Genomic DNA, 24,562 nt, shown 5'->3' with positions numbered 1-24,562 from the left:
TTTATGTCTCTTTATATCTAATTTTCTATTCTAAAAATAATTCTAGAACTGACCGAGATCGATAAAATTCAAATCCATGTTAGCTTCATCTTCAGCCTGATTTGCGGCCTCTGTTGATATTACTTTTCCTTCGTACTCAAGGTTACCGCTTATCAAATTGAATACATATAGACGATTACCTTTGAAATTCTTATAACCCATAATATAGAGATGGTCTTGTTTAAAAGCATAGGTAATGTTTTCACTTAAATCTATATTTGTATTCTTCAGAGTAGTCTCATATTCATTACTCACGAGATCGTAAGAAATAATAGTGAATCCTATATTTTCCTTACTCGATACAGCTTTTTGCAGGAAATAAATTTTCTGTCCATAGGCGTACATAATATTATTCAATAACATTTCATGCCCTTGGAATGTGAGTGGAGAGATTTGTCCTGTCTTAACATCCACTTGATATGCCTTTCTATGATTATCTCTACTAATCCTTAAAATCCATTGCTCAGTGTGCTCCAGATTTTGATTGGCTAGCCATGCATATTGAGTATCCCCGTCTGCCGCTACAGATTTACCGCCTGGTAACGCGAGCGGCTCATTCTTAATCTCTTTTGTGGTTAGATTGACACGGAGGATCTGCGGTTCAGATACATAACCTTTGGCACTGTGATTCATAAACACCATAGCAACAAGCTGCTGATCAATAAGCTGTACATTTTGTACATACATATCTGAAATATCATGATCTACATTGATATCGGATGTGATTTCCAGCGTATTGTTCTTTTCCTTGTTAAGCACAGAAATACTGAGCTTAGCATTCTTCTTCGCTGATGAATCATTTGTCCGCTTCGTATCTACTGTCGCATTAACATAAGCAAGCATTTCCTCATTCTCATAGAAACCAGATGTGTTTGTCTTACCGCGCATGAACTGACGATGCTCTTCAATCCACTGATCCAATTGCGTTTTCATTGGTCTTCGATTTAAGCTTTGGCTAATCGCAGACTTTTCATCTGGATAATCTGTACCATTTGTCGTGATATAAGCTCGTTTGATGCCAAAAGTACTATCCTTAATCATGTAGTTTCCGTATACAGCTATACCTTCAACGAGGGAAGCATCCCCTTGAACCGTCGTCAGCTTATAATTAGGTGGTGTCTCTTGTGAAGCTTGTACATAATACGTCCCGATTGTAACAACAGCGAACACTACAAGAACGGCGGCAACCATATATTTTCTCATTCCTTAACTTCCATCCCCTTCAATTATACCGATATTTTCTTACGCAATAGATACAAGCTGTACCAAAGCGAACCTCCAACAATGATCACTATTAATCCGAGACAAGCGCCTATGATTTCACCTGGATAGAAGTAGCTATCGTAACTGTTATAACCCATAAGAAATGGTATTGAGGCTAGTCCAGCCAGAACCGCTAAATATAGTACGATAAAGCCAATCCCTTTCAGTCTGTAGCTCCGCTCGATTAGAATCACTGTGAACAAGACGATCAAGCCAATAATGCCCAGTCCATAGTATAGTACAAACTCAGAAAAGTAGGGCGGAACCAGAACTTTAAGCACAGTAGGATACTTCAAAAAATCAAATACCGAGATGTTCCGATATATTTCAGCAGGAAGAATCGACTGTGCTATCAAACGCTCCAGTGGAACAAGGATAATTTGCAGGGCGACAAATCCAAATGCGAATAGCAAGATCGTAACCAGCTTGGCAAAATACAAATTCGCCCGATTGGATGGCAACGTGAGCAGGCGATATACTACCGTATTTTTACCTCTCCAGTCACGGTACCAGATGAAGCAGCTATATATTAGCAACACTGTGATGCTCAAAAATATGGGTCCGAAATATAGAAGTCCATTATAGCGAGCATACATCATACTGTTTAGCTGAATATATCCAGTCACATTGTGATATTGCTCAAGGGTCCATTGATTCACTCTCATTGCCTCATTCGCAGAATCCAGCCAATGATTAGCACCGAGGGTGACTGCTACAAGTTGCAAGGCGACTGTCAGCACCAGGAGTCCAAAATATATTTTGGCAAATCGGTTCATTTCAAAATTCAATAGCTTCACAAAAGCTCTCATTTCATGTACACCTCTCTCATTACGTCCGTAATGGACTTACCTTCCTGCTCGCGAACTTCTTCACAGTAGAATTCACGTTCTACCTTCCCATGCTGTAGCAAGACCACTTTATCAATTAAATGCTCAATATCGTTAATTTCATGAGTTGTAATAATCACACCACGATCCTCGATCAATTCACTCGTGAACACATCAGTAATTTGCTCGCGGCTGAACATATCAATCCCCGAGAACGGTTCGTCCATTAGGATGTAATCACAATCCAAGGCAAGTCCGAGCAACAAATTTAACTTCGCAGCCATCCCCTTCGACAATGAAGACACGCGATCTTTAGAGCTCAGTTGGAAGAACTTAAGCAATTCCTCTGCACGTTCAGCGTTCCAATTCCGATAAAAGTCAGCCATAAAGCTGAAGCAATCAGCAATTCGCATATTGGAGGGCATCGTTAACGAATCTGGAATAAAAGTCATTTTCTCATACATCGAAGGTATTAGTGATGCATTATCGATTAAGACTTCACCTTTGTATGGTGTCAGTCCCATGATGGACTTCAGCACCGTTGACTTTCCGGCACCATTGATTCCGATCAGGCAGGTGATCTCTCCCTTGGCAGCAGTGAAGCTAACGCCATTTAGTACCTTCTTGAATCCGTAATTCTTCACCATCTGATTCACTTGGATCATCTTGTGTCACCACCCTCTGGAGATCGCTCTGATGTATATTTTGTCTTTATGATGTCTACCAGTTCTTCAACTGGAATTTGAATATTCCGAATGGAACCGATGAATATATCCACTGCACTTTCGATTAATTCAGCACGAATCGAGCTTAGTATTTGCTGATCCTGTGTAATTCGACTTGGGGAATTTCCTTCTGTTACGATCAAACCCTGTTCCTCCATTTCCTTATATGCCTTCTGTGCCGTGTTCGCATTAATCTTCATTACTGATGCCAGTTCACGACGTGAAGGAATCTTGTCTCCTGCTCCGATTTGCCCTGTAGCAATCTGTTCTTTAAAGTAACGGACAACTTGAATATATACCGGTTCTCGAATATTAAAGCTGACACCTGATTTTTGTTCTTCTGTCATACAACCAACTCCATATACTAAGTGTGTGTACTAAGTGGTTCATACATCTTATTTATGTACTATACGTGTAATACACTTTTGTGTCAATAGTTCAGATTTGAGCTTAGACTTGGCATACACACGCAAGGGAAATGGGTTTATTTAAAGTAAACTCATAAATATATTGACGTTATTAAAGTAAAAAGCACGAGGATATACATAAAATAAAGGCGAATTCTTACTCGAAATGGAGTGAGAATTCGCCTTTATCTAATTGTTATTCAGCAACCTTTTTATCGAGCTCATGCTTCTAATTTTAAAAAACGATAGTTATTTCTTATGTAGTTAAATCCTGAATAGATAGTTATGACTAGTGAAATATAGATTAGGATTTGATCGATAGGTATATTCGTAAAAAGGGTGAATGGATGGTTTGTAAACATAACTGCAGTAATTGCTACAACTTGCGATACCATTTTAATTTTTCCGTATCGATCAGCTTGCAACACTATTTTCTGAGTGACAGCAACAAGTCTAATCCCTGTAATGATCACTTCCCTCGCTACAATAACTAAAGCAACCCATGCGTATAACATCTGCTGACTTACCAGTAGAATCAACGCAGCAGAAATGAGCAACTTATCCGCTAATGGATCAAGTAACTTTCCAAGGTTCGTAACCTGATTATACTTCCTAGCAATATAACCATCTAGTTTGTCAGTGGCTGAAGCGAGTAAAAAAACAATAGCTGCATAATAAATCCCCTCTGGCCAATCAGGATATTTTGAGAAAAGTACTATAAAGATGGGGATTAATAATATTCTGGCGATTGTTACTTTATTTGCAAGATTCATAATTTCCTCCTGAATTCATTTTCAAGAATATAACCTTCATTGGAATTTTTTATAATAATATCAAAGTTTCGATGAAAAGGATGCATAAATAACTCATATTGAATTCTACGGTCTTCATGAGATTTCCTTAAATATTTGATGTCCGTTCCTCTTTCAGAGACATCACGTATACTCCTTCTCATCAATTCAGTGTCTCCATCCGTATATAAGTACACCTTCAGATCAAACAAATTCGGGTCTGCAAAAGCAACGCTCATGCCCTCTACAATATTCACTCTGTTTTGTGAAGCTATCAATGTACTCTTTAAATAATTGGTGTCTATTGTATAAAATTCTAAACCATCTCGCATCATTCGGATGTCTCTCTCTAGAGCAGATATATTATGAGCAGAAGGATGACAAGCTGTCATTTTATTACGATGACGTTCATTGTTATAATCATAATCGATTACAGTGTACTTTCTAAGATGAGAGCCGATAATATAGGGATCAGTATTCATATAATTCACCTTCTCATGACCCAGAAGCTTTAAAAGATTATGGGCAAATGTTGTCTTTCCAGATGCACCATGACCCGAAATCCCAATAGTAACTCTTTTTTCCTTACTGCTTATCAAATTGGCTATTTCATTTAATATTTTATCCATAGTTTCCACTTCCATCCTCCAACTCCGTTTCGGTTCTAATAAACCATGTATTGCCTAGACCAAATTCAATATATTTCATATATCTAGCACACTTTCCTCCCAAGAGATTAGATGAGCCCATTCATATTATCATACTAATTAGGATTAATCTGGTAAATAACAATTATTGTTAAACTACCTTAACTGATAAAAGAACAGGCTGCCGAATATTTGCGGCAGCCTGTTGTGATTGTGTTATGATTTTATTTCTCTTAGATAAAACTCATATAATTGATCAATCGATGAACTTGAAAAGATAGGCGTAGCTTGTTCAATTTTCTCACGTTTCCAATCAAACCAACGCATTTCCTTTAACTTTTCGATTTCACGATCTGTAAATCGTTTTCTAATCTCTTTAGCAGGATTGCCACCTACTATTGTATATGGTGGAACGTCTTTTACAACAACCGAGCCTGCCGCAACAATAGCACCTTCACCTATTTTCACACCTGGCATAATCATTGCATTCATCCCAATCCAAGCATCACTTTCTATGATCGTATCACCTTTAGGTACGTAAGAGGTTTCAATCTGGTCCACAAAAGGATACACGGTAATCCATTCAGGATGATGATTGTGATTTCCACCCATTAAAATAATTACACCACTTGCAATACAAACATAATTTCCTATAATCAATTTATCTAAATGCCACCCAAAATCTTCGATCGGGTTAAATAACTTTCTTGACGGTTCGTCTCCCCAAAGATATCTGACGCACCCGTCTTCAAAATGATGACTATCGTAATAACCAGAGTAGTACGAGTAATCCCCTACCTCAATCATTGGGTTGGTGACAATATCCTTTAAATACTTCGTTTCTGACCAGTGGTTAAACAGCTGTTGTTTCATTCTTTTCCCTCGCTTCTAAGTAATTTATAGCATTTATACTTAGAAGCTTGATACAGTAGCGACATTCTTAAACCGTTTCAAACGACGAACCATCGTCCTCATCCTTTTCCTAATTGATGGGGTCATTGTAACAAATGAATGATTTGTTCGTCAAATCAACCTTACGGTTTCCTTCTACCATACTGATAATCTTGTTCTGAAGTCATTCTCATTCGTAATGTACTGAACATCATCATATCCATTTGAAATTGCGTTATGACACAGTGCTTCAAGCATCCCCTGGTCTTTACAATAAACCGTAGCATATTCACAATCGACGACTAAAAGTACAAGCTGGCAATCACTATTTAAGAACTCCTCATAGGTCTGAACATCAATTACATCCTTCTCTCGTAGAAAAGCCTTGAAGTTCGCAAAGATGATATAGTATTCGTTATTCTCCAACAGTTCTTTCAGGACTAAACAAAAAACCTATGAATGAAATCCATAGGCTTTCTTGAAGAAAATCTCTGTCAATTATCATACTTTCGAGCGATTGATCATTGCTTAACTATGCACTCGCTCTTTTCCACCTAGACCCAATGTAGTTGCCGTTAATGTGTGCACTTCATGCAAAAGCTCTGGATTTTCCAGTAGTGACAGACCATAAGAAGGAATCATTTCTTTAATTTTCGGTTCCCACTCTTTTATATGCTGAGGGAAACATTTATTAAGTACTTCAAGCATCACGTGAACAGCCGTAGAAGCACCTGGGGAAGCCCCAAGCAATGCTGCAATCGAACCATCTGCGGCGCTAATTACCTCTGTACCGAATTGAAGGATACCTTTGCCATCCTCTGTATCTTTGATTACCTGTACGCGTTGGCCTGCTACAACTAGATCCCAATCCTCTATTTTGGCATTCGGGATAAACTCTCGTAATTCCTCCATGCGTTTTTCTTTCGATAACAACACTTGCTCGATCAGGTATTTGGTCAAAGACATGTTCTTTGCACCTGCCGACAGCATCGTTAGGAGATTATCGGGTTTTACGGAAGTGATCAAATCAAACATTGAACCGGTTTTTAAAAATTTTGGTGAGAAGCCAGCAAACGGTCCAAATAACAACGATTTTTTGTTGTCAATAAATCTAGTGTCCAGATGCGGAACAGACATTGGAGGCGCTCCAACCTTAGCTTTACCGTATACTTTTGCATGATGCTGGGCTATAACTTCTGGTTTATTACACACCATAAATATTCCACTTACCGGGAATCCTCCAATATGTTTCCCTTCAGGAATACCGGATTTTTGCAGGATATGCAAGCTTCCTCCCCCGCCACCAACAAAGACAAATTTTGCAGTATGGTGTTCAATAGTACCGCTGTCGTTCTTCACTCTCAAGTCCCACGACCCATCGCTAGTACGTTTGATTCCATCTACACTATGTTTATAATGGAGATCTACATTCTTACTCTTTAAGTGATCAAATAACATACGCGTTAAAGCGCCAAAGTTAACATCTGTGCCTGAATCGATTTTTGTTGCTGCTATAGGTTCATTCGATGGACGATTTTGTATAATAAGCGGTATCCATTCCATTAATTTGCTAGAGTCATCGGAAAATTCCATTCCTTGGAACAAAGGATTTTTTGACAGCGCTTCAAATCTTCTCTTCAAAAAAGCTACATTCTTCTCCCCTAGTACCAAACTCATATGGGGCAAGGGCATGATAAAATCCTGAGGATTATGTATCAACTTACGATTTACCAAATAAGACCAAAATTGCATTGAAAGTTGAAACTGTTCATTAATTTGGATGGCTTTACTTATATCTACAGTTCCGTCGGATTTTTCGACAGTGTAGTTAAGCTCACAGAGCGCCGCATGTCCAGTTCCTGCATTATTCCATTCATTAGAGCTTTCCTCACCTGCATTTTCGAGCTTTTCAAACACTTTAATCTTCCAATCCGGCACTAATTCTTTTAAAAGTGTTCCTAAAGTCGCACTCATGATTCCAGCACCAATTAAAATGACGTCTGTTTCAGTTGCACTTTTGCCCATTATTACCATCCTTATCCCCTGAATTTTGCAGAAAGGATGTGGGCGCTCCTTCTTAGGCGTCACACCTTTTCTGTCTCAATTATACCCTTATCCGAGTGTATTACAATTATTTATAAATTTAATATCTACTATTATATGAAAAAAATAAATTATTTAAAAGCTTGCAAAAAAGAGAGAAATAAGTCCTCCAGGTTAAGGAACTTATGCTACAGCCATAAACCCGCTTCTTGCAAGGATTAATAACAGTTAAGCATTATAAATAAAATAAATGAACATACTGCCCGCAGCAGCAAGATCAACAATTGCCCATAAGAAGCTTTTTCGAATTAGCATGAGTAAAGCAGCAATTACACTAACAAAACAAGCAATGAGCATAATAAAAAAGGTGGTGAATAATCCACCAGAAAGAAACATCAGTACGTATAATATGACAAAGATAAAAACAATGGTCTGCACAATGGAAATTAGCTTGGTGTTCGTTCTAATGTTCAGTAGTATTTTCTCCATATTGTATGCACCCTCCAGATATCTTGCTGTTAATAACCTATACTTACTTTAGATTATTCCACTAAGGAGAATTAATCAAATCCATCTTCCTCTGCAAGTCGTAGTCTTCTTAGTGTTTAACCAAATGCGGGAAGTCCCTAAACACGAAAAAGCTGCCTCATTCGTAGATAAATCTACATATGGAACAGCCTTCGCTATATTTATGACTTATTTGTTCCTCTGCGATGAGCTATAAATACGCTTCACCAGTTCCAGCGCCTTTATCCCCTCAGGACCATCCAGCCAAAACTTTGATCCACTGAAAATATGGTCATAGAAGTCCTCAATTAGTCTCTTATGCCCAGTCCCCCAATACGATTTGCCTTCCGCAGGACTGAAAATAGGCTCACAAACCAAGGTTTCCTTCCCATCTTTCCAAAGATATAAGTGCTCTCGACGGAGGTTAAGCGTCCCCTCTTCAAAAACTAGCTCCAACTCCACCGGAGAGTTCTCAAGATAGGTATTCGTGCCATAAAACAGCCCGCGAACATTATTGGCAAAGTCGATACAAGCATGGGCAGTATCTTCTACTTCAATGACGCCATCAAGCACATCCGTGGTAATACTGCCTTTCACGGATTTAATCTCACCCCCATACCACTGTAGTAAATCCAAGGTATGAATGGTCTGATTAATTAGAACACCTCCGCCTTCCGTGGACCACCTTCCTCTCCAATTGCTATCTTTGTAGTAACTTTCGTTTCGATGCCAGGTTACGACACCTTTCATACAAAGCAGTTTCCCTAAATCACCAGAATCTATAGTCTTCTTAATATAAACGGAAGCATCATTATAACGATTCTGGAACACCACACCAAGCTGGCCGGAGCTCTCTTGCGCTGCTTCCAGCATGCGCATGGCTGAAGGAAGGTCAACGGCGATTGGCTTTTCAGTTAACACATGCTTCCCCGCACGTAATAGCTCTTCAGCCATTTCTGCATGAAGATGATGAGGTGTACAGAGATGAACAACATCAATACGATTATCATTTAATATTTCTCTATAATCATCAGTGGCATCGCAGGCATATTCTATTCCCTCTCGTGTAGCTTTATCAGCATCAATATCTGCAACTAGAAGTAGATTTACATCTTTTATTGCTGATATTGCTTTAGCATGGAGAGGAAATATCGCCCCGCAGCCAATAATCGCTACTCCAAGTTTGTTCATCTTTACCACCTCCATTCATTATTCCATTCATTATTCCATTCGCTATTTTAGTTGATTAGGAGTTAGATTCATCGCTTGGGCTTGAGCCTTCAAACATAGTTCAGCAGCTTTGAAGACATGTGCTTGAGTCATGGACAGCTCCGTCCGGTTCAGACAATCGAGGATAAGTTCACCAAAGAACGGAAATCCAACCTTTCCAGCTACATGTTCGTAATGCTCCCCTTCCCCGTTCACCCAGTACACATGATCCGGTGTATTTGAACGCCCGATATCGCTGTATTTGCGCAGTTCAATGTACCCTTCAGTTCCCATGATCATTGTACGTCCATCTCCCCAGGTTCCGAGTCCGTCTGGCGTAAACCAATCTACACGGAAGTATTGGGTTGCCCCATTGTCCCCAACAAGCATCGCATCACCGAAGTCCTCTAATTCAGGGTAAGACGAATGATTATAATTAGCTACCTTACTGTGAACAACTGAAGCATCCCGACAATCTGTATAATATAAAAATTGTTCAATTTGGTGGCTGCCAATATCGCATAGAATTCCGCCATATTTCTCCCGCTCAAAAAACCATTCTGGACGGCTAGATGCATTTAAACGATGCGGCCCTAATCCAATGACTTGAAGAACACGACCAATAGCCCCCTGACGGATCAGCTGTCCCGCATAGATTGCGCTTTCAACATGAAGACGCTCACTATAGTAAACCATATACTTCTGATTGGTTGCTGCGACCATAGCTCTAGCATCATCCAGTTGTTCAAGTGTTGTAAAAGGGGTTTTATCTGTAAAATAATCCTTCCCGTGAGCCATAACCTTATTTCCTAAGGGGCCTCGTTCTGAAGGAATAGCTGCCGCTGCAACTAAGCGAACTTCTGGATCTTCCAATATTTCATCCATAGACTCAGCAGCCCTAACTCCAGGATATTTGGCTATGAATGCTCTAACTTTCTCTTCATCCGGATCATATACCCATTTCAGTTCTGCACCAGCCTCAACCAGCCCATTACACATCCCGTAAATATGACCGTGATCGAGTGCAATAGCTGCGATGATGAATTCACCTGGCTTCACTACAGGTTTAGCTTCATATGTGGGTGCATAGGTCATCCCATCTATTCTATTCATCAGAATCCTCCTAATGGTTTCTTATCGATTCTATAATAAGCTAATGAGATAGCGCAGGCTCATCTCTAAGCTCTCAAAAGGATCACGTCTACAAACATCCTGCTCCACTACGTACCATTCAACACCCGTCTCACGACAAGTAGCAATGATCTCCGCATAGTTCATGTTTCCTTCGCCTATTTCAGCAAAAACCTGTTTTCTATCAACTATCGCCATATCCTTTAAATGCACAACCTGCATTCTGCCTTCAACTTTACGTATCCATTCTTCCGGACTCGCGCCACCTGCCTGCACCCAATATAAATCAAGTATGAAACCAACTGATGGATCAGTCTCATTGAGCAGTACTTCCATTCCAGTAGTACCTTCAAATCGTTCAAATTCAAAATCATGATTATGATAAACAAATTGCAGACCGTGTTGTTCTTTTAATGTTATTGCAATTTCAGATATCAATTTCGCAAAGTTCCGGTAGCTTTCAAGTCCCGTACGAAATTCTTCTGGTAAACTTCCAAGTCCAATATATTTGCAATTCCACAGCTTATGCTCTGCGGCAAGCGCATCCAGATCATTCACTAACCGATCCCAGGACACATGGGTCGCACATATAGCCAGCCCCGCTTCATCCGCATATTCTTTAACGAGCATCGGATTAATCGGTCCAATGGATGAAATCTGAATGCTCTCATAACCCATTGCCGATACCTTTTGAAAAGTTGATCTTAAATCCTCCGCAGTTTGAGTATAATCACGTAACGTGTACATTTGAGCCGCAATCATCGAACGTTTCATAGGATTCAACCTCTCTCTTTCGATTTAATGAGTTCCTTTAACATTCAATGTTTTAGATTCTGAGGTTTCCTTTTGGAAAGTCGAGTTTTTTACTTTTTCCATCAGCTTATCGTAGAATAAATCCGAATCTATCGGAAGCTCCACCCAATTGTCCGTCCAAGCCGATAAATACATGGCATTTGAAAGGGTTAGCCCCTTAATCCCTTCCTCCCCGGGAGCAAGTAATGCCTCATCATGCAAAATGGCATTCGTAAAGTTCCGTAGAATTCCTTTATGCTGCTCCCCTCCGCCATCTTGTACAGGTATCTCACATTTCCAACATTCCGGACTACCGAAACCTCCCGTAAACTCTGCGTTGAACTGCGGCTCTGGTGTACGTAAACGCCAAAAGGTTAGCTTCCCGTCTTCCACTACGATTTTTCCATTATCGCCATTGATTTCAAAACGATTAGTTCCCGGTGCCTCTCCAGTTGTAGTAATAAACAGACCTGTAGCGCCATTCTCGTATTCCACATAAGCGGTTACATCATCTTCAACCTCAATGTTGCGATATTTTCCAAAGTGGCAAAATGCTCTTATCCGCTTCGGCATCATGCTTGTCGTCCATTGCCATAAATCTAGCTGATGAGGATCTTGATTAAGCAATACCCCGCCACCTTCACCCGCCCATGTCGCCCGCCAGCCACCAGAATTATAGTAGTTCTGCGATCTATACCAGTCGGTGATAATCCAATTCGTCCGGCGGATCTCACCTAACTCACCAGACTGAATAAGATCTCTCAGCTTCTGATACAAAGGATTAGTACGCTGATTGTACATGATTCCAAATTTGCGGTCAGACTGTGCTGCAGCATCGTTCATCTGTTGAACAGCTTTCGTATAAACACCTGCAGGCTTCTCCACAAGTACATGATAACCATGCTGAAAAGCTTCGATTGCAAGTGTAGGATGATCATAATGCGGAGTACAGATTAATACCGCATCCATGATACGTGACTCGAATAATTCCTTCGGCGTAGAATACTTCCTAACATTCTCAGGTAACTGCTCTTCAGCCCATTTCAAACGTTCTTCTCTTATATCACATACGGCTGTAAGCTCAGCCCCCTTAATCTCACTCAGCAGACTTTGCGCATGTGCGGTTCCCATATTTCCAATACCAATAATCCCATAACGAACTGTACCCATCTCTGATCACTTCCTTATTAATGGTTATGGTTAGAGGATATACTTTATTTAAGGACATGAACATGATCGAAATTAAGAACTATTTGTATTTGAGTAAGATGTTTTAGTTAAATGAAACCGTTATAATGAGGATACAAAAGATTTAAAGGAGTTAAATGATGAACAATTCAGGGAACTTATCAGGACGTCTCCTGCAGAATCTCAAGGTTACTGTGACCCATGCCCAACTTAGTAATAGATATCCCGGATGGAACCGCACGCTGGAAACCCCCGCTTTTAATCGGCTTTATTTTATTGATGGGGGTGAGGGGAAAGTAATTATAAACGGGATTACCTACTACCCGAAGCCAGGTCAGATAATGATCATGCCTGCGGGGAGCACACAAACTACCGAAACTTCTATCGATGATCCATATATCCGTTATTACTGCCACTTTGATGCTGACATTGGAGAATGGCCCTTATTCCATGCGGAGAAAAAATTATACATCTGTGATTCGCCTAATCCAGATTCAATAAGGGCAATTTTCGTGGAGATGATCGAACAATTTCAAAAAGACGATGTCTTATCTATCCTTCGCACACAGGCTTGTTTGCTTAATCTCATTGCCACTTGTCTTGAATCGAGCGACAGTAGTCATACAGATTTTATGACGCAATTCATACACACCGGAGACCATGGTAAGCTGGCTCATGTGCTCCATTACATCGATAATTGTCTAAATAAGCCCATAGAGATTGATGAACTAGCAGAGCTTGTCCACCTGCACCCGAACTATTTTATACCTTATTTCAAAAGATTCATGGGGGTGACTCCAATGGCCTATGTTCAATTGAAACGTATGGAGCACGCTAAAAGACAGCTTTCTTACACAGATTACAGCATTTCAGATATTGCGGAACAAGTCGGCATGGAATTGGCTCATTTCTCTAAATATTTCAAAAAGACGATGGGTCTATCCCCATCCACTTATCGAAATAGTACGAAGTAATTCACATAGAGATTTTAGACTTCAAGATATCAGAAATCGTAAAGATCATGCTATTTATGTAACAGAGTCGGATAGCCAATTAATCGGATGGATTCACGCCAATGTGCGAATGTTAATTGAATCTCCGCCCTTTGTTGAAATTTGTGGTCTGGTGGTCGATGGGCAGTATCGCGGAGAAGGGATCGGCAGACAACTTGTTGAAACCTGTGAACGCTGGGCAGCACAAATTGGAGTGAACAAATCAAGAGTGCACACCAACCAAACTAGAGAAGATGCGGTATGTTTCTATACACGTATTGGATTTTCGCAGAAGAAAGCTCAGTTCGTGCTTGATAAGGAACTTTAAATACATTCGAGACTTTTAGTGAGGGAATTCTATGATTGTGGATACATTACGGGTTTTCGTTACAGTTGCTGAGCAAAGTCATTTCTCTAAAGCAGGAGAATTACTGAATCTATCTCAACCCGGTGTCAGTCTACATATCCGGAATCTTGAGAATGAACTAGGCGCAAAGCTTCTACACCGATCTCCGAAACAAGTAAAATTAACCGAAGCAGGTACAATACTTTATAACCACGCCAAACAAATATTGGCCCACTTCGAAGAAGCACATCAGGAAATACAAATGCTACAGGATGAGGTTACTGGCAGTATACATATTGGTGCGAGCTTTACGATTGGAGAGTATATATTACCCTCAAGACTTGCGGAATTTGCAAATCAATACCCACAAGTCAAGCTTCAGGTGACGATCGGTAATACTGAAGAAATTATTGGTGGGGTAAGAGCCAATGAATTGGATATTGGGTTTATCGAAGGAGAAGCCCATGAGAATGATCTGATCGTTACACCTTACATGAAGGACGAGATGATTATCGTTTCCCCGGCCAACCACCCTTTGTCAAAAATAGCCTCTGTGGAGCAAGGGATGCTACAAAATCAGGTTTGGGTTCTGCGAGAGCTTGGCTCTGGAACGCGTGCTTTCAGTGATCATTTCATTCAAGCAGAAGAGATTTCTGTCAAAAGATCCTATGTCTTCAACAGTAGTCAAGGAGTTAAGGAAGCTGTTGCCTCCGGTTTGGGAATCGCGATGCTCTCCAGATGGATTGTGCGCAAAGAATTAGCAAGTGGTGAAATCTGTGAGCTTCCCATCAGACAACATCATCTTGAAAGACAATTCTCCATCATTCTTCATAAAGAAAGCTCCTCCTCCATGGCTACCCATGTCTTTATTCAAAAACTACTTGTCTCTAGAAAAGATAAGTAGTCAGGCTGCCGAGAGAGTCTCGGCAGCTTTTTATATATTCAATATTTTCAATGGACATTATATATATTGTTGTTTGATGTTACTAAAAATAACATTTCGCACTCAATTTCATTTTAAAATCACATAATAAAATTCATAGCATACTTAAGTAATTGACCGGCAGCTGGTACAACAATGAGAAGATCAGCTTTTACACGGCCAACCTGGAATTGGTCGACAAGTTGAATCAGCGGGAACGTGCAGAACAAGGAAAATGGAATAGTGATATCGTTTAGGATATAAATCAGAAAACAAACAGCTTATTATCGATGACAAAGAAGCTATTCTAATACGGTATATTTTTGACCTCTACATCAATGGAAAAGGGTATAAGGCAATAGCTAACCAATTGAATAAAGAGGGCTACAAAACCAAAAGAAATGCTTTCTTTGCTATCCCAACAATAAGAACAATCGTCACTAATCCTTTATACGCTGGATTCATTCGTTTCAATCAGGTTCAAAATTGGACTGAGAAAAGAAGAAAAGAAGAAAAGAAGAAAAGGAAAAAATGAAAACATTACTCTTGTAAAAGGCGAACATGAACCTATTACTGATATGAGTGTTTGGGAAAAAGCCCACTCTACGAAAGAGATGAAGTCACATAAGCCTACAAAAACATTTTTTGGTCACTTCCCTCTGACAACCCTCTTGCGTTGTCAAATGTGTGGACATGGAGTGATCGGACACAGAACAAAAAACTCAACTGGTGAATATATTCGTTATTACCAATGTGCAACATTACGCTCCAAGGGTTCTTCTGTATGTAAGACGAATTTGGTTAGAGCAAATGAAGCGGAGGATTTCGTCTATAAGAGGATAGAGCAGATTACTGCGAATCCTGAACTCCTAGAGAAAATTGTAGATAACGTCAATGGAAAAGTTTTAACCTTAAAACAGCCACTACAAGAACAGCTTGAATATATTACGGAGCAACTACTCAATGTCGAAAAAAATACGAAGAAGTTCCTCAGAATAATTGAAACATCGGATAATCCTCCTTCCTCAATATTGGGTAAGTTAGTTTCCTTCGAAGCTGAAAAGAACAAATTGATTGAACAGAAGAGAGAAACAGAGTATGAACTCAATAGACCAACAATAAAAGAGGTTTCATTTGAACAGGTTCTCAAAGTATTACAAGGGGTCTCCACTGTCATAACTAAAATCGAACCTGAAAAACAAAAAGATTTACTACACTCCATCATTAGTAAAATCACCGTAAACCTTGGAAATAATCAAGACGAAAGAAGCGTCAAGGACATTGAATTGTTCTTCGACACTTCTCTTAATGATGACTTTGTGCTTACTTATGATACGGTTTACCGTAACATTTATAGCGAAATTCTTAAAAAAAGTTCTACATTCCTTTCTTATATTTTTGAGTATTTTCAAAAACTTCTTTTATTGTGACTTTATCAGTACTTCCTTTTGACTGTTTAATGGATAAAGTATATCTATTTTGCAAATAATCAATTTTGATTACCATCGCCTGTAAAGTCCTCCCGATATATGAGAGAGCCTCTTCATCTTTAATATATCCATATTTGATCTCACTATAAGGCACTCCACCTGTAATCCGTGTTCCTACAATCTCTCCAATTAAAATTTTTGAATGTGAAGCTTTCCTAGTAATCTTAAAATCCACAGTCTGATTTTCTTTTATATCTTTTAAGTTTTCGTTTACTCTACTTATATTTTTATCCTTAACCCTTTTATTTGTTTTCATATCAAGATCTTCAATACTTTTATTAAATGCTACTGGTCTTTCAAAGGAAAAACCGAATTTTAATCTCACTCTATGATTGATCTGATTACTACCCAAACCACTTTCTGATGGTTTGAAAAAGATCTCGAGGCCTGCTAATTGAAAAGGTTCTAATACTCTAATAAGCCCTGCGGTTTCATAACTATTACAATTTATTATCTCTCCAATTACATAGGTAATTCGATCATCTATTGCGACATTACTGTATGTAACTGTATTATCATCTATCAATTTTTTTAAATTCACGCCATGCCCAAACCAGTCTCGTATTTTACTAATATTTATAATCCTATATGATTTTATTGACTGAGAAATATCCATACATTCTTTTCTATATTTATTTGCTTCATCTAAAGCTCCAGGAAATCCCTCCAGAGCCCTTAATATATTTAAAATATAAATATAATAAGCAGGCATTGGATCCTTGGACTTACCATGTTCCATGACTTTATTATGCCATTTCCTAGCGATTATCAAAGCATTATCTGCAGATTCGTTTGAGTATTTTGCAATACGTAGCCACATTGAAAAGTCAGATACACTACCATTAGAGCCTTCAATATTAGAATTTAATAATCCTAATATCCGCTCAACATCTTTAGGGTTATCACTTAGTTTTACAAAGTCATTATCATACTTGCTAAGAATAGAGTGTATCAATATTTTTCTTGCTTCATATATCTTTCGCCAATCTTTGACTGGTGAAATATATAATCTATCCAAATAATTATTCAAATCTTGTATTATTTCCCCATAACTTTTTTTATAGAGTAAAGTATGAAACTCTCTTTCACAAGCCTCGTATATTGCAAGTGACTTCTCTGAAATCTCATCTTTTTCTAGTTCAAAGAAAAGATCATTTAAATCATTGATATATTTATGAATCCAAGGATCACTTAAGTTTCTCAAATCAGATATACTACCTATTTTTTTAGCTTGAAAAATCCTCCTTAAAAATTGAATTAACATCTGAATATGAGACAGTATTCCATATTCTTGATTACCTTGTTTAGATTTATTGAAGTATTCAGTAGCTTCATCCAGCATATCTTGAACTTGAGCGATATTTTCTAAAAACTGACCATTCTCAAGTAATCCTTTACAAAAGACATCAATTTTTTTTGAGATACAATCACCGTAAATATGATAAAGGCTTGAACTATATGCACCAATACTATCCATTATCGATAGAGCTTTAAAACAGCATTTTTCTGCTTCCGGAAAATTAATATCCTCTTTCGAGTAAAACCTAGCTAGATGTCCCCAAAAATGTGCAACCATATAATATTCATTTTTTGAGGAAGTAATGTCTAAGTTTAATACAATTTCATTAAATTTGTTAGTTACATACTCTAAAACTTCACGTTTCTGCTCTTTGAAAGGTATTAAGTCAATGATAACAGAAAAAGTTCCTTCCTCACTATGTCGATCCTGCTTTTGATTATGTGTTGATCGATTATAGATGAAGATATCGCTCATAATTTCACGAATTACTTCCGGAACCGAATTCTTACAACACGCTAATCCTAGATCTGTTATCTCTTTAGCATGTATTGCCAACTTTTCATGCCAATTATTACTATAGTTATCATCAGAGGATAGCCACTTAATTATTTCTTGACTTATTAAGTAATGTTTTGGTCTCCAGAAAATTGTTTTATTTTTATCATCTATACCCTTTACTAAAAGTTCCAACGATCCGAATAAATGATCCTTCAAGTTGAAGGAACTTGAAGCGTTAAAAAGCCTCTCCAACATATAAGAAGGCATCTTTATTCTCCCAAAATAATCAACTAAAGCTATAGAAAGCAATGCCTTTTTAGCTTGATGGTCGATAAATTGGCTTACAAACTTCCCAACATAATCCTTTACTCCAATGAAGTCATCTTCCAAGTAATAGAGTCCAATTATAAATGGACACCGCATATCTTGAGTTAAAATATTTCTCATATTCTGCTCACGCATGTTTAATAAAGCTTTGCTGTGTTTTTTTTCAGCTAAACTTTTATATAAAACTGATAGCATTTCTATTGAGGTATCCTCTAAAACTGACAGAACTAACAGATTCTCTTGATTACGAGGTAAAAAGCTTCCATCATAAAACCTTTTTACTATAAGAGCAGCAACAGGCCTATCAAGATTTTTTATCTCACGTTCAAATTCCTCTAAATCGGCTTCAGATATATCACTTTCATCTGCGAATATAAAAACCCCTTTGTTACAATAGTCGTACAGAGACGCTATTTGCTGTCCAACAGCTCCAAATTTGTACTTTTTCAAACGGATAACTGGAAAATCACTGTGTAAGTCCCAAGCTATTCTACGTGACAAAACAGTACCACCAAAACCTGGTCTATGTATCATTTTAAATATTTTTTGAGATTGATTTTCAACTTTGACTTTTAATACTTCTTGAATTTCCGAAATAAATTGCACATATTTTTTTTGTTTAATAGGTAAAACATCTATTTTATATTGAAATATGGACCACGGTATTTCTTCCCCTTTTAAAAATTTTTCTTTTTCTTGGTCAATATTATCAAACTCTTTACCCAAGCCAAGATGAACAATTTCAAAGTAGTCTTCAAGATTGATTTTTAAATTCGGCTCTAATTCTTTTGTTTCTTCACGCGATGGGACAATCACTCCATCTACCATTACATTTGATTCCGTTAAAAGATGCTGAAATTGACTTTTATGTTCATTAAAAGAGGCTAATATTCCATAGAGACTACAATCATGTATTGAATATTGATTTTCATTTAAATTTTCTTCAATACGTTCAGAAATATTCGAACTATTTTGATTTGCAAATATAATTTTTATATCTGTGAAATTATCTTTTAGTCTGACAACCAAATCATTGATTGCCCCATCATATTTTTTTAAACATACAACGATGATTTTTGACATCTTACTTTCGTATGCTGATTTTATGAAGTATTCTAAATTCTTCTTTCTTTCAATACTCCAATCCCTATATACACTAGGTGTAAAATAGCCTCTTTTCTCCATATAAAGCCAAACGGTTTTATTCACACCAAATGCGCTAGTTTGAAAACCACTAGTTTTTAGATCATCAATATATGCTTCAACAATAAGTTTGCCAGCATCTAAATTACTTCTTAAGCCTCCATTTCTTGAACGACCATCAAAATCAATTATTATATCCCAATGCGGCTTAAGAAATAACTTTAAGTATTCTTTAGGCATATCATGTATAGGATCAGTGATAAGCATGTATGTAGTATCTTCAGCTTGAAATTTCCCTAATTCCTCAAAAAAGTAACTGAAGTCAATATTCTCTTCCATAAAACCAATATATTCTAAAATTATCTTTGCATCTATTAATCTAATTAATCTGTAGAGATTTTGGAATACTCTAATAAATCCTGAAAGTTCTATAATTAGAGCAGATTTATGGGTCATTACATTACGTTTATCCTTCTCTATCACTAAACATGCTAAATCAATATTATTAAGATTATAATTTGCTCGTGATGCTTGTACACAAAGTCCGAAGGTAGTGGTACTTTTGTGATTGTCATCATCTAAGCTCATTCCGTTATCCGTTATTATAATCCTCAACGTTGTTTCAACAGCAGTATACAAATGATTTCCACATTCATTTGCTTTGATAAATACTTCTCCATCATTATTTTGGGAATAATTCTCAAGCCTATTAGTCGCTACTTTAAACGAACTAAGTGCTGCGTTATATGAGAGAACAATACGATTTATTAAATTATGACGAGAATCTAACTCCACACTTACTCCTCCTTTTATTAATTCAGGGAATATTTTTCATTATCAATATATTTTAACATGTTATCACTAAGATTAATTCACCTGAAAAATATTTTTATCTTCCCCCTCATTTCGCCCTACTTATGATATGGTTCACCCCGATTTATCTTCACCGCGCGATACATCTGTTACAAGCTCTCAGCCGCGTTTAGATTCTATTGTGATTTGTGCTTATTATGCCTGAGTCTGAACCCGCTGCTCTTTCCTGATTTATTCAACTGCTGCGTCGCGGTTCCCACCTGCAACTTCAAATAATTCGCTGAAATATAATTTCGAACGGTTCCTTTGACAGATGCAACTTCTGGGCAATGTGCTTGTTGCGCAGCCCTCAGATACTCTCTATAATACTCCTTTATTTCAAGTAGAGTTTTATAAACTGGTTGTCTCAAATTAGTCATGTATTTATTGCTCCTAATGATTAAAGAAAGCGCCGCAGGCTAGATATCTGCGGCTTTAAATATTATTTAAGATGTTTGAACAACCCAACTTCTTAATGAACCATAACATAATTCTCATTCTATGAAGCAGATTGCAGGGACTATTTATACAGCACGTTCTCTCATACACTTTCGTCCTGCATAATAACCATAAATAAATATCATTAAAAAGACTAGGATGCCCCTGAACCATGCTCCAGTAAAAATCACCAGGGAAGGCATCCCAAGTGCAAATATTAACAGTAAAATCCAGTTTGTATAGGAATGTTTGAATCGTCTTTTAAGAAAGCCTTCAGAAATAATAATATAGAAACATAAGATAGGACAGTGCAGCAAAAATCAAAGAAAATAAGAAGATTTGTTCCTTGACTGTCGAGGCGCTAACTATTAAAGCGGTGAACAGTATAAATAACAACAAAAATACCAAATTAAAGTAGGTATAGATTAAAGGAATTCCAAAAGGTGCAATCTTCGTTTTTATGTAGTATTCAATACTCGCGGCTATATTTTTATCACTCTTGAATGTTACTGTATCGAATTGTTTTAATTTTAAACTATAGATCTCCTTTTCTATATCATTATGAAATTTAAGCAACAGTTCCCTTTTCAAAGACTCTTCAGTTGTCTCTTTAAACTTAATAAAAATTTAAGTAAATCATAAGGTAAGAGAGACGAGGCTTTAGATATCTTTTCAGCAACTATAAAAAGGTCACTTTTATCATTGAGATATTTATATATCTCAAATTCAATGTCAGAGTAGATATCAAGAGCCTTATCTACCCGTTGTTGATTAGATTTACTGTTTTCAAGAAAGTTGCTTCTTAGCTCCTTATACATCCAAAAAACTAATACTGTAACTATAATTGATATTGCAGCGGATGTTGAATCAGGAAATAAGGTTCTTAAAAACTCGATAATATAACTCATTACATCACTCCTTTTATTTACAATTACGCTTGATATATCGTTTAGTTCCACTGATACCATACCGACTAATAGAGCGTACTTTAATATTCCACTATTTTAATAAAAAGTATCGACTAACAAAAAATGCCTTCTTCCGAAGGCGGAGTAATAAAAATATTTCTGCTATTGGGATTAAACACTATTTAAAATTGATGCATTACGCAGAAGCAGAATTGCCCCACTTCACATCAAACAGTTGATGTAGCGTAGGATATAGCGGTGTATCAGTTTGGCGGTCTTGCTGCAGGAGTAAGTTAAGATCCAGCTTCGTATTGTCTTCGTCATTAAGTGTGCGGCTGTTCATCATACGAATCAATAATTGATGCACAGTGTTCGTTGTTTCTGGATGTTCCGGATCCGTCCAGTTGTGATTAGAAAGAAAACATCCTCGTATCTGTGTAGGATAGTCCAGCACAACTCGGTCTGTTGGTCCGAATCTAATGATTCTGGGAATAACAGAGCTCGAAAAAGGGATGCATCATCCATGTTGTGGCCGGTCATAGACAACCAGGATTGAATTTCTTGGAAAGTAATCTCGAAATTGACCATGAGGTAAGTATCGCTGAACTGCAGATTAACCAATTGTGTATTCATTAATAGGTCCCCTTTATATAGTCTACATTCATCACATAAAATTCTCGTTCATTGGGTGCGTAAATCGTTACTCTAATGGCTTCTGGAATATCTTTTATCTCAATGATTGGAGCTTGCGCTTCAGAAGAGTGTACCACACGATCGTATTTTTCAAAATTAATTATTGGGTTTCCGGTTGTGGGATCGTTTATGGTTTCATAAACGGTATAATACTTACCGTGCATACGAAGTTCCTGATGCGTTTTAACTGCTTGTTGAACATTTACGCGTCCAACTTCCACCTTAGTGCCTGAATTACGGGTAAGGTTAACCTTTTGCAGCATATCCTGTTGAACGGACTGCTGTGATGTCTTTCTTGTGGATCGGAATGGCGCTAATGCTTGATGTTCACTTTGTTGAGGAGCGTTTGTTGTACAGACTGGCTAGCTACACTGCTTATAGCTTAAAGCGGCAATACAGCGGATTTTGCTTGCTGTAGATTGGCTACAAGATCCGCAGGTCTGACGTTCATTCGTCCCACTTCTACTTGCGTCCCAAACTTTCTTTGTACCCGCACCTTATGAAGCTGGCTTAGCTGGCTTGAAGTAGTCGGAGTCATGTTCGCAAGGGCTGCTGGAGTCTTCCCTACATTACCTTCCACGGAAGAGCTAACGTTAACCCGATACTTTGCTCGTAATCGAGAAGGCATGATAGAGTGCGTATCCTCTGATAGTTTTGGATACGCTTGGATTCTTCCAGTAAATAACCGTTTAATCTCCATTTGCTGAGTAACTTGTCTCCGCTTAAGGGTAATCGGTTTAGAATGTTCCTTTTGATCCAAACCACCAATCAACGACTGGTCTACAATTGTGCGACGTACTTCCTGCTTCTTCGAAAGGTTACTACTCACGGAACTGTCTGGAAGCTTCGTTAATTTTGAGAGAACAGAAGCCTGACTTACCGGACCTACGATATAAGAAGGCGGAGGAATAATGACCTTATCCTGTTTAGCTTTGATATGAGTCACATTACTATCGAGCGATTATTTAATATTTTGGTGTAGCTGTCCTTTACGCTCCTTCATTTGCGATGCGATAGCACTTCCTGGGATTTGAGGAACGCTAGAACGGAATGATTCGGTACTGCTAGGAGCGGACTTATACAATGGAGTAGCTTTGGTTTGATGATCAGCCGCATTTTTTTGATGTATCTGTTTAGATAGGTAACTCTCCGGTAAAGCCACTACTTTCGTATTTATGTTTGTGTTTGGATCAATCTTTTGGCCAAGAGCGACTTTACGATCGTTCATCTGACTCGTTATATTGCCAGACGGAAGCTTCGGCATCTGTGAAACAAGGAAATCTGTGCTCACGGGTGCGGCAAAATGGACAACCGGTTCAGGAATATAAATGCCAGCTGCAGGAGGAGCGATTTTACGTAAAGCTTCGTTTGCCTGAAGGAGTTTCATTTTGTACTAGTTAAATCGTTGTTACTACAGGTACCGATACGATGGAGGAAATTGCATATTTCCTTGATCTTACAGTGCGTAGCTCCAAACCTGTCGTAGTAACTGGCTCTATGCGTCCATGGACAGTTATCGGAAGTGACGCTCAGGCCAATCTATTTAACGCTATTAAACTAGCAGCTAGCGGAAAGACGAAGTATTACGGTACTGTGCTCATGCTAAATGACGAGATTCATACGGCTAGAGAGGTTACCAAGACGAATGCCTATCGTACAGACACTTTTGAATCTCCACAACTAGGAATCCTCGGATATATCGATGAGAATAATATAAGAATTTATCGGGCGAATTCCAGAGCACTATTGACCGCTGACAAATGGGCAACGCCATTCGATCTAACGAAGATTAAGAGCAGTGATATGCCTAAGGTAGAAATTGCTTATGCTTATCAAGATGCCGGTTCTGGGGCAATTACAGGTTTTGTTCAAGATGGAGCAAAAGGTATTGTAACTTCAGGCACAGGGGCTGGCGGCGTATCTAAAGCTATGGGAGAAGCTCGTACGAAAGCTATTAAGGAAAATGGAGTTATCTTCGTGTCTACCACGCGTACGGGTTCCGGTTCCAACTATGCTTCAAGTGATGGCATAATTGCCGGAGATAATCTGAACGCAGCTCATGCCCGAATTCTATTAGAGCTGGCATTGTCATTCAGCAGTGATTTCAACACGATTAAAGGCTGGTTTGACACATATGGCTCAGGCCAAGTCACCATAGCTGACAAATAAGAACAAACCATTGTTCACACACCA

29 protein-coding genes are annotated in these 24,562 nt (G+C 38.2%); 6 read left to right on the top strand and 23 right to left on the bottom strand.

Annotation, left to right across the window (positions count from 1 at the left end; genetic code table 11):
* Nucleotides 1-42: 42 nt before the first annotated feature.
* The 15 genes from MHI27_RS14255 to MHI27_RS14185 all read right to left on the bottom strand — a co-directional run bounded on the left by MHI27_RS14255 (nt 43) and on the right by MHI27_RS14185 (nt 12,442).
* The gene (locus MHI27_RS14255) at nt 43-1,242 is read right to left on the bottom strand and encodes a hypothetical protein (protein ID WP_405176544.1); all 1,200 of its coding nucleotides are present in this window, start codon (nt 1,240-1,242) and stop codon (nt 43-45) included.
* A 23-nt stretch (nt 1,243-1,265) separates the two neighbouring features.
* Nucleotides 1,266-2,111 (bottom strand): hypothetical protein, encoded by an 846-nt coding sequence (locus MHI27_RS14250; protein WP_405176543.1) that lies wholly within the window; start codon nt 2,109-2,111, stop codon nt 1,266-1,268.
* Nucleotides 2,108-2,794 (bottom strand): ABC transporter ATP-binding protein, encoded by a 687-nt coding sequence (locus MHI27_RS14245; RefSeq protein WP_076285825.1) that lies wholly within the window; start codon nt 2,792-2,794, stop codon nt 2,108-2,110. The genes MHI27_RS14250 and MHI27_RS14245 overlap by 4 nt, the downstream gene beginning before the upstream one ends.
* On the bottom strand, nt 2,791-3,201 hold the full coding sequence (locus MHI27_RS14240; RefSeq protein ID WP_042187923.1) for a GntR family transcriptional regulator: 411 nt from the start codon (nt 3,199-3,201) through the stop codon (nt 2,791-2,793). Before MHI27_RS14240 ends, MHI27_RS14245 begins: the two co-directional genes overlap by 4 nt.
* Nucleotides 3,202-3,482: 281 nt before the next feature.
* Nucleotides 3,483-4,034, bottom strand: a complete 552-nt coding sequence (gene pgsA / locus MHI27_RS14235; RefSeq protein ID WP_341060683.1) for a CDP-diacylglycerol--glycerol-3-phosphate 3-phosphatidyltransferase — start codon at nt 4,032-4,034, stop codon at nt 3,483-3,485.
* Entirely contained in the window at nt 4,031-4,681 is a 651-nt protein-coding gene (locus MHI27_RS14230) for a phosphoribulokinase (protein WP_339248567.1), read from the bottom strand. The genes pgsA and MHI27_RS14230 overlap by 4 nt, the downstream gene beginning before the upstream one ends.
* Complete coding sequence (locus tag MHI27_RS14225; protein ID WP_149644592.1) at nt 4,674-4,760, bottom strand: DUF3977 family protein; 87 nt, start codon at nt 4,758-4,760, stop codon at nt 4,674-4,676. Before MHI27_RS14225 ends, MHI27_RS14230 begins: the two co-directional genes overlap by 8 nt.
* A gap of 155 nt (nt 4,761-4,915) precedes the next feature.
* On the bottom strand, nt 4,916-5,572 hold the full coding sequence (locus MHI27_RS14220; RefSeq protein ID WP_339247897.1) for a CatB-related O-acetyltransferase: 657 nt from the start codon (nt 5,570-5,572) through the stop codon (nt 4,916-4,918).
* A gap of 174 nt (nt 5,573-5,746) precedes the next feature.
* Nucleotides 5,747-6,019: a DUF2691 family protein gene (locus MHI27_RS14215; RefSeq protein ID WP_405176740.1), complete on the bottom strand. Its 273-nt coding sequence runs from the start codon at nt 6,017-6,019 to the stop codon at nt 5,747-5,749.
* A 99-nt stretch (nt 6,020-6,118) separates the two neighbouring features.
* Nucleotides 6,119-7,615 (bottom strand): malate:quinone oxidoreductase, encoded by a 1,497-nt coding sequence (locus MHI27_RS14210; RefSeq protein WP_042187913.1) that lies wholly within the window; start codon nt 7,613-7,615, stop codon nt 6,119-6,121.
* Between the two features lie 246 nt (nt 7,616-7,861).
* Nucleotides 7,862-8,122, bottom strand: coding sequence for a hypothetical protein (locus MHI27_RS14205; protein ID WP_341145161.1), 261 nt, complete (start codon nt 8,120-8,122; stop codon nt 7,862-7,864).
* Nucleotides 8,123-8,329: 207 nt separating this feature from the next.
* Nucleotides 8,330-9,331: a Gfo/Idh/MocA family protein gene (locus MHI27_RS14200; protein ID WP_379421702.1), complete on the bottom strand. Its 1,002-nt coding sequence runs from the start codon at nt 9,329-9,331 to the stop codon at nt 8,330-8,332.
* Between the two features lie 42 nt (nt 9,332-9,373).
* Nucleotides 9,374-10,462, bottom strand: coding sequence for a Gfo/Idh/MocA family protein (locus MHI27_RS14195; RefSeq protein WP_405176542.1), 1,089 nt, complete (start codon nt 10,460-10,462; stop codon nt 9,374-9,376).
* A gap of 30 nt (nt 10,463-10,492) precedes the next feature.
* Complete coding sequence (locus MHI27_RS14190) at nt 10,493-11,254, bottom strand: sugar phosphate isomerase/epimerase family protein (RefSeq protein WP_405176541.1); 762 nt, start codon at nt 11,252-11,254, stop codon at nt 10,493-10,495.
* Nucleotides 11,255-11,278: 24 nt separating this feature from the next.
* On the bottom strand, nt 11,279-12,442 hold the full coding sequence (locus MHI27_RS14185; protein ID WP_405176540.1) for a Gfo/Idh/MocA family protein: 1,164 nt from the start codon (nt 12,440-12,442) through the stop codon (nt 11,279-11,281).
* Nucleotides 12,443-12,597: 155 nt separating this feature from the next.
* Between MHI27_RS14185 and MHI27_RS14180 the strand changes: the two genes are divergently transcribed.
* The 5 genes from MHI27_RS14180 (at nt 12,598) to MHI27_RS14160 (ending at nt 16,150) form a co-directional block, all read left to right on the top strand.
* Nucleotides 12,598-13,434: an AraC family transcriptional regulator gene (locus tag MHI27_RS14180; RefSeq protein WP_339247883.1), complete on the top strand. Its 837-nt coding sequence runs from the start codon at nt 12,598-12,600 to the stop codon at nt 13,432-13,434.
* A complete protein-coding gene (locus MHI27_RS14175) occupies nt 13,337-13,780 on the top strand; it encodes a GNAT family N-acetyltransferase (protein WP_405176539.1) in 444 nt (147 codons plus the stop codon). The genes MHI27_RS14180 and MHI27_RS14175 overlap by 98 nt, the downstream gene beginning before the upstream one ends.
* A 31-nt stretch (nt 13,781-13,811) precedes the next feature.
* On the top strand, nt 13,812-14,702 hold the full coding sequence (locus MHI27_RS14170; RefSeq protein WP_405176538.1) for a LysR substrate-binding domain-containing protein: 891 nt from the start codon (nt 13,812-13,814) through the stop codon (nt 14,700-14,702).
* A 301-nt stretch (nt 14,703-15,003) separates the two neighbouring features.
* The gene (locus tag MHI27_RS14165; RefSeq protein WP_405176739.1) at nt 15,004-15,255 is read left to right on the top strand and encodes a recombinase family protein; all 252 of its coding nucleotides are present in this window, start codon (nt 15,004-15,006) and stop codon (nt 15,253-15,255) included.
* Nucleotides 15,256-15,298: 43 nt separating this feature from the next.
* Nucleotides 15,299-16,150 carry a zinc ribbon domain-containing protein gene (locus tag MHI27_RS14160; RefSeq protein ID WP_405176537.1) on the top strand — a complete coding sequence of 284 codons (852 nt, stop codon included), beginning with the start codon at nt 15,299-15,301 and terminating at the stop codon, nt 16,148-16,150.
* Here MHI27_RS14160 and MHI27_RS14155 read toward each other — a convergent pair.
* From MHI27_RS14155 to MHI27_RS14120, 8 genes are all read right to left on the bottom strand, one after another.
* Nucleotides 16,098-20,273 carry a hypothetical protein gene (locus MHI27_RS14155; RefSeq protein WP_405176536.1) on the bottom strand — a complete coding sequence of 1,392 codons (4,176 nt, stop codon included), beginning with the start codon at nt 20,271-20,273 and terminating at the stop codon, nt 16,098-16,100. The genes MHI27_RS14160 and MHI27_RS14155 overlap by 53 nt on opposite strands.
* A gap of 194 nt (nt 20,274-20,467) precedes the next feature.
* Entirely contained in the window at nt 20,468-20,710 is a 243-nt protein-coding gene (locus MHI27_RS14150) for a hypothetical protein (RefSeq protein WP_405176535.1), read from the bottom strand.
* A gap of 645 nt (nt 20,711-21,355) precedes the next feature.
* Nucleotides 21,356-21,676: a hypothetical protein gene (locus tag MHI27_RS14145; RefSeq protein WP_405176534.1), complete on the bottom strand. Its 321-nt coding sequence runs from the start codon at nt 21,674-21,676 to the stop codon at nt 21,356-21,358.
* 196 nt (nt 21,677-21,872) lie between these two features.
* The gene (locus MHI27_RS14140) at nt 21,873-22,043 is read right to left on the bottom strand and encodes a hypothetical protein (RefSeq protein ID WP_405176533.1); all 171 of its coding nucleotides are present in this window, start codon (nt 22,041-22,043) and stop codon (nt 21,873-21,875) included.
* Entirely contained in the window at nt 22,028-22,309 is a 282-nt protein-coding gene (locus tag MHI27_RS14135) for a hypothetical protein (RefSeq protein ID WP_405176532.1), read from the bottom strand. Before MHI27_RS14135 ends, MHI27_RS14140 begins: the two co-directional genes overlap by 16 nt.
* Nucleotides 22,309-22,632 carry a hypothetical protein gene (locus tag MHI27_RS14130; RefSeq protein WP_405176531.1) on the bottom strand — a complete coding sequence of 108 codons (324 nt, stop codon included), beginning with the start codon at nt 22,630-22,632 and terminating at the stop codon, nt 22,309-22,311. The genes MHI27_RS14135 and MHI27_RS14130 overlap by 1 nt, the downstream gene beginning before the upstream one ends.
* A gap of 119 nt (nt 22,633-22,751) precedes the next feature.
* Nucleotides 22,752-23,315 (bottom strand): hypothetical protein, encoded by a 564-nt coding sequence (locus MHI27_RS14125; RefSeq protein WP_405176530.1) that lies wholly within the window; start codon nt 23,313-23,315, stop codon nt 22,752-22,754.
* Between the two features lie 15 nt (nt 23,316-23,330).
* Nucleotides 23,331-23,756 (bottom strand): hypothetical protein, encoded by a 426-nt coding sequence (locus MHI27_RS14120; RefSeq protein ID WP_405176529.1) that lies wholly within the window; start codon nt 23,754-23,756, stop codon nt 23,331-23,333.
* Nucleotides 23,757-23,770: 14 nt separating this feature from the next.
* On the opposite strand from MHI27_RS14120, the gene MHI27_RS14115 reads away from it, so the two are divergent.
* Nucleotides 23,771-24,538 carry an asparaginase gene (locus tag MHI27_RS14115; protein ID WP_405176738.1) on the top strand — a complete coding sequence of 256 codons (768 nt, stop codon included), beginning with the start codon at nt 23,771-23,773 and terminating at the stop codon, nt 24,536-24,538.
* Nucleotides 24,539-24,562: the final 24 nt, after the last annotated feature.

This window comes from Paenibacillus sp. FSL H8-0261 (assembly GCF_045040645.1).
In the GTDB taxonomy this organism is placed as follows: domain Bacteria; phylum Bacillota; class Bacilli; order Paenibacillales; family Paenibacillaceae; genus Paenibacillus_AQ.
This window is presented reverse-complemented; position numbering and strand designations above follow the sequence as displayed.